The organism is Shewanella sp. 11B5 (genome assembly GCF_002836795.1).
In the GTDB taxonomy this organism is placed as follows: Bacteria; Pseudomonadota; Gammaproteobacteria; order Enterobacterales; family Shewanellaceae; genus Shewanella; species Shewanella frigidimarina.
Window position 1 is genome coordinate 1 of sequence record NZ_PJAP01000502.1, and the last position, 5,855, is coordinate 5,855.

At 39.7% G+C, this 5,855-nt stretch carries 4 protein-coding genes and 1 pseudogene; 4 read left to right on the forward strand and 1 reads right to left on the reverse strand.

Features of this window, described 5'->3' with window-relative positions; genetic code table 11:
- Positions 1 to 14 precede the first annotated feature (14 nt).
- Complete coding sequence (gene grxD / locus CXF78_RS11775; RefSeq protein ID WP_011637214.1) at positions 15 to 356, reverse strand: Grx4 family monothiol glutaredoxin; 342 nt, start codon at positions 354 to 356, stop codon at positions 15 to 17.
- 235 nt (positions 357 to 591) lie between these two features.
- On the opposite strand from grxD, the gene sodB reads away from it, so the two are divergent.
- From sodB to CXF78_RS11795, 4 genes and pseudogenes are all read left to right on the forward strand, one after another.
- Positions 592 to 1,176 carry a superoxide dismutase [Fe] gene (gene sodB / locus CXF78_RS11780; protein WP_011637213.1) on the forward strand — a complete coding sequence of 195 codons (585 nt, stop codon included), beginning with the start codon at positions 592 to 594 and terminating at the stop codon, positions 1,174 to 1,176.
- Between the two features lie 296 nt (positions 1,177 to 1,472).
- Complete coding sequence (locus CXF78_RS11785; RefSeq protein ID WP_102036894.1) at positions 1,473 to 3,407, forward strand: PrkA family serine protein kinase; 1,935 nt, start codon at positions 1,473 to 1,475, stop codon at positions 3,405 to 3,407.
- A 63-nt stretch (positions 3,408 to 3,470) separates the two neighbouring features.
- Entirely contained in the window at positions 3,471 to 4,736 is a 1,266-nt protein-coding gene (locus tag CXF78_RS11790; protein ID WP_102036895.1) for a YeaH/YhbH family protein, read from the forward strand.
- A 9-nt stretch (positions 4,737 to 4,745) separates the two neighbouring features.
- A pseudogene (locus tag CXF78_RS11795) lies at positions 4,746 to 5,855 on the forward strand (SpoVR family protein); the annotation flags it as partial.

Genomic DNA, 5,855 nt, shown 5'->3' on the forward strand with positions numbered 1-5,855 from the left:
TTAATCTTCTGCAATTACTCTGCAGCGTCTTCTGTACGGAATTTGTCAGCAGTCGCTTTAATGATAGGTTGAAGTTCACCTTTTTGGAACATTTCAGTGATAATGTCACAACCACCAATCAACTCGCCTTCAACCCATAATTGTGGGAATGTTGGCCAGTTAGCGAATTTTGGTAATTCAGCACGAATATCTGGATGCTGTAAAATATCCACGAATGCAAATTGTTCACCACAGTTGATCATCACTTGAGCAACTTGAGATGAAAATCCACAGCTTGGTAATTTAGGTGAACCTTTCATGTACACAATAATTGGGTTTTCGCTAATTTGCTGTTTAATCTTTTCTACAGTTTCCATTTGATTTCCTAAGTACGACGACTGAACACATTGTGCCTATTGTACGACACCTAGACAAAGAACAAAATGCCACAGTTTGTAGGGTTTATTTAAAATCAATAAAATCGATTACTGCAATCCACATAATTCCTTAAACAATGATTCACATCACAAAAATAATCAGTACAATAGCAGTAGAGCAATGTTACCTGATTGGTAAACAAAAACGATAACCTGAATCCATGGAGAGATACTAATGGCTTTCGAACTACCAGCATTACCTTATGCAAAGAACGCACTTGAACCACACATTTCTCAAGAAACCATTGAGTTCCATTATGGTAAGCATCACAACACATATGTGGTAAAACTAAACGGTTTAGTTGAAGGAACTGAGTTTGCTGGCAAAACACTAGAAGAAGTTGTTAAAACTTCAACTGGCGGTATGTTCAACAACGCGGCTCAAGTTTGGAACCACACTTTTTACTGGAATTGCTTAGCACCTAATGCTGGCGGCGAAGCAACTGGCGATATCGCTGCTGCTATCAATGCTTCATTTGGTTCTTTTGAAGAATTCAAAGCTAAATTTACTGATTCTGCAGTAAATAACTTTGGTAGCGCTTGGACATGGTTAGTGAAAAAAGCTGATGGTTCATTAGCTATTGTTAACACTAGCAATGCTGCTACACCGTTAACAGATGAGTCTGTTACGATTCTATTAACTGTAGACGTATGGGAACATGCTTACTACGTTGATTACCGTAACGCACGTCCAGAGTATTTAGCTCACTTCTGGCAGCTTGTTAACTGGGAATTTGTTAACAAGAACTTTGCTGCTTAATTTCGATTAATGGCAAAAACATAAGGAGCCTTTTGGCTCCTTTTTTATCATTTTATCCGCCTAAAGTACGCAGTCGGTCATCGCACTATTTTTGCAACTATTGCAAATGCTACTGTTTGTTGTTGTTTTTATTTGATTTATTTTTCACTAAAACTTAGCCAAGTTATTTTTCCTGTCCTACACTTTAGTCTTAAAGCCTAATATTGCGCTAACAGATATAACATTACATTCTTGACCATCGCATTAATCACTCAGGCTTTTTAAGTCATACAACGGTACGTTTTGAGGGGGTTACTATGGGCATTTTTGAACACTATCAACAACGTTATGAGAAAAAACGCGATGAAGAATATACCTTAGAGCAATTCCTCGACATCTGTAAACAAGACAGAAGTGCTTATGTGTCTGCGGCTGAACGGTTACTCATGGCCATTGGTGAACCGCAGATTATTGACACTGCAAAAAATCCAATTTTAAGTCGGATTTTTTCTAATCGTGTTATTGCACAGTATCCCGCATTTAAAGATTTTTATGGCATGGAAGATGCGATTGAACAAATCGTGGCCTACTTAACACATTCAGCTCAAGGCCTTGAAGAGTCAAAGCAAATATTATATCTCTTAGGTCCTGTCGGTGGCGGTAAATCATCGTTGGCCGAAAAACTCAAAGCATTAATGCAGCAAGTACCGATTTACATATTAACTGCCGATGGCATTCGCAGTCCTGTCAACGACCACCCATTTTGTCTGTTTGATCCTGAAGAAGACAGTGAACTACTCAAAAACGAATACAACATCCCAAGTCGTTATATCAAAACGATTATGTCACCATGGACTGTAAAACGTTTACACCAATATGGTGGTGATATATCAAAATTCAGAGTTGTTAAAGTGTACCCATCGGTGCTCGATCAAATCGGTATTGCTAAAACAGAACCTGGAGATGAAAATAACCAAGATATTTCTGCTTTGGTGGGTAAAGTTGATATTCGTCAGTTAGAGCATTTTTCTCAAGATGATGCCGATGCTTATGCTTACTCAGGTGCGTTATGTCGTGCAAACCAAGGATTAATGGAGTTTGTTGAAATGTTTAAAGCACCCATTAAGGTACTTCACCCATTATTAACTGCGACTCAGGAAGGCAATTACAACGGTACTGAAGGCCTGTCAGCCTTGCCGTACAACGGTATTATTTTGGCCCATTCGAATGAGTCTGAATGGTCCGCGTTTAGGAATAATAAAAACAACGAAGCATTTTTAGATCGCGTCTATATCGTCAAAGTGCCCTACTGTTTACGGGTATCTGAAGAAATGGAAATTTACCAAAAACTATTAGCCAATTCTGAACTATCGACGGCATCTTGTGCACCTGGCACCTTAGAAACCCTGGCACAATTTAGCGTGTTATCACGGTTAAAAGTGCCCGAAAACTCCTCTATTTATTCAAAAATGCGCGTCTATAACGGTGAAAGCTTAAAAGACACCGATCCAAAAGCAAAATCCTACCAAGAATATCGTGACTATGCTGGCGTAGATGAAGGCATGCAAGGGCTATCGACCCGCTTTGCATTCAAGATTTTGTCACGTGTATTTAATTTTGACAGTGCAGAAATAGCCGCAAACCCAGTCCACTTATTTTATGTACTCGAAAAGCAAATTGAACAAGAACAATTTCCTAACGATATAAGTGAGAAATATTTAGAGTTTCTTAAAGGTTATTTAATCCCTAAATATGTTGAGTTTATCGGTAAAGAGATCCAAACAGCTTACCTTGAGTCGTATTCTGAATACGGACAAAATATTTTCGACCGATATGTTACCTATGCAGATTTTTGGATCCAAGATCAAGAATATCGCGATCCAGAAACAGGACAACTTTTTGATCGTGGTGCCTTAAATGCTGAATTGGAGAAAATTGAAAAACCAGCGGGGATCAGTAATCCAAAAGATTTCCGCAATGAAATTGTTAACTTTGTCTTACGTGCTCGAGCCAATAATGAAGGTAATAATCCTCTGTGGACTAGCTATGAGAAATTACGCACAGTGATTGAGAAAAAAATGTTTTCCAACACTGAAGATTTACTGCCTGTGATTTCGTTTAATGGCAAAACATCGAATGACGATCAGCGTAAGCATGACGACTTTGTTAATCGCATGATGGAAAAAGGCTACACCAAAAAACAAGTCAGACTATTGTCAGAATGGTATTTACGAGTGCGTAAATCTTCGTAGAAACCCAATGTTGGTAGCGCCACTGGCAAAGGCGCTTCCAAAAATAAGACTTGGGAGCAGCGTATGGCAAATTTTATTGATAGACGACTCAATGCAAAAGGAAAAAGCACAGTTAATCGGCAGCGTTTTATTGAACGTTATAAAAAACAAATTAAAAAAGCTGTCGGTGATGCGGTAACACGTCGAAGTGTCACTGATATTGATAAAGGTGAACAGATTACTATTCCCAAACGGGATCTCAGTGAGCCTGTATTTAGACAAGGACAAGGTGGCATAAGGGACAGAGTTCACCCAGGTAATGATCAATTTAATCGTGGCGACCAAATCCAACGACCTAAGGGCGGACATGGAGGCGCTGGTCAAGGCGATGCATCAAATAGTGGCGAAGGTGATGACGATTTTGTATTTACTATCTCAAAAGATGAATATTTAGCATTGTTGTTTGAAGATCTCGAACTGCCAAACTTACAGAAAAACCGCCTTAATAAATTGGTTGAGTATCAAACTTATCGTGCAGGTTTCACCAATGATGGCGTGCCCGCCAATATCAATATTGTCAGATCACTGCGCTCATCACTTGCTAGACGCATTGCCATGAGCGGCGGCAAGAAAAAAGCATTACAGACATTGGAAGCTGAACTTACAGTATTAGAAAATACTCCTGGCGCTAAGGCCGAGCGCATTATAGCCATCAAAGAGCAGATAATTGTGCTTAAGCAACAAATCGCTAAAGTGCCTTTTATCGATACCTTTGATTTACGCTATAACAACTATGCAAAACGTGAAGTCCCTTCTAGTCAAGCGGTGATGTTCTGCTTAATGGATGTGTCAGGGTCAATGGATCAAGCCACCAAAGACATGGCTAAACGTTTTTATATTCTATTGTATCTATTTCTGACCCGCAGTTATCAAAACCTCGAGGTTGTGTACATTCGCCACCATACACAAGCAAAAGAAGTCGATGAACACGAATTTTTTTACTCACAAGAAACTGGCGGAACCATAGTATCAAGCGCATTAAAACTAATGCACGAAATACAACAAGCTCGTTACCCTGACAATGAGTGGAATATTTATGCCGCGCAAGCTTCTGATGGCGATAATTGGTCCGACGACTCTCCTATTTGCCATGAGATATTAGCAAAACATATTCTCCCCAAAGTACGCTATTTCAGTTACATCGAAATCAGCCATCGGGCGCATCAAACCTTGTGGCATCAATATGAACAGTTACAACAGCAGTTTGACAACATTGCGGTACAGCAAATTCACCAAGTTGAAGATATCTATCCCGTTTTCCGTGAACTCTTTAAAAAACAAGCTATATAGGAGGCTATCATGGTTCAACTTAACCGTAAGCCGTTAGATGATGGTCCCGAGTGGACATTTGATTTACTGCAACAATATCAACATGAAATTGAACAGGCCGCAGCTTTCTTTAAACTTGATACTTACCCGAATCAAATTGAAATTATTACCGCGGAACAAATGATGGATGCCTATGCAGGAATAGGAATGCCCATTGGTTACACTCACTGGTCATTTGGCAAACGATTTATTCAAACAGAACAAGGCTACAAGCGCGGCCAAATGGGGTTGGCGTATGAAATTGTGATCAATTCCGACCCATGTATTGCCTACTTAATGGAAGAAAATACCATTACGATGCAAGCATTGGTCATGGCCCACGCTTGTTATGGCCACAATAGTTTTTTTAAAAATAACTATTTATTTAACACCTGGACCGATGCGAGTTCGATTATAGATTATTTAGTTTTTGCTAAGAATTATATCCGTGAATGTGAGTTACGTTATGGTGTAGAACAAGTTGAACTGACCTTAGACTCTTGCCATGCATTAATGAATTACGGTGTAGACCGCTACAAACGTCCAGCTGAAGTGTCACTAAAAGAAGAACAAGCAAGACAACAAGAGCGTGAAGATTATTTACAAAGCCAAGTGAATGACTTATGGCGAACTCTGCCGACATCGCCACCAAAAGACAACCCTGAAACGACAGTCGTTTTTCCTAGTGAACCTCAAGAAAATATTTTATATTTTATTGAAAAAAACGCACCATTATTAGCACCTTGGCAACGTGAATTAGTCCGTATAGTACGTAAGATGGCGCAGTATTTTTACCCACAAAAGCAAACCCAAGTAATGAACGAAGGCTGGGCAACTTTTTGGCATTACACCATCCTCAATCGATTATATGATACTGGCAAAGTCACCGACCGTTTCATGTTGGAATTTTGCAGAATCACACCGCGGTGGTCGCGCAGCCTGCCTATAATAGTCCACATTATAGTGGCATAAACCCCTATGCTTTAGGTTTTGCGATGTTTATCGATATCAGACGTATCTGCGAAACCCCCACTGAAGAAGATCGAAAATGGTTTCCAGACATTGCAGGCAGCGATTGGCTCACTACGGTTCACTTTGCTA

Coding starts and splice junctions, on each gene's coding strand:
- CXF78_RS11785 (WP_102036894.1), top strand. CDS start 1,473: ATGGGCATTTTTGAACACTATCAACAACGTTATGAGAAAAAACGCGAT.
- grxD (WP_011637214.1), bottom strand. CDS start 356: ATGGAAACTGTAGAAAAGATTAAACAGCAAATTAGCGAAAACCCAATT.
- CXF78_RS11790 (WP_102036895.1), top strand. CDS start 3,471: ATGGCAAATTTTATTGATAGACGACTCAATGCAAAAGGAAAAAGCACA.
- sodB (WP_011637213.1), top strand. CDS start 592: ATGGCTTTCGAACTACCAGCATTACCTTATGCAAAGAACGCACTTGAA.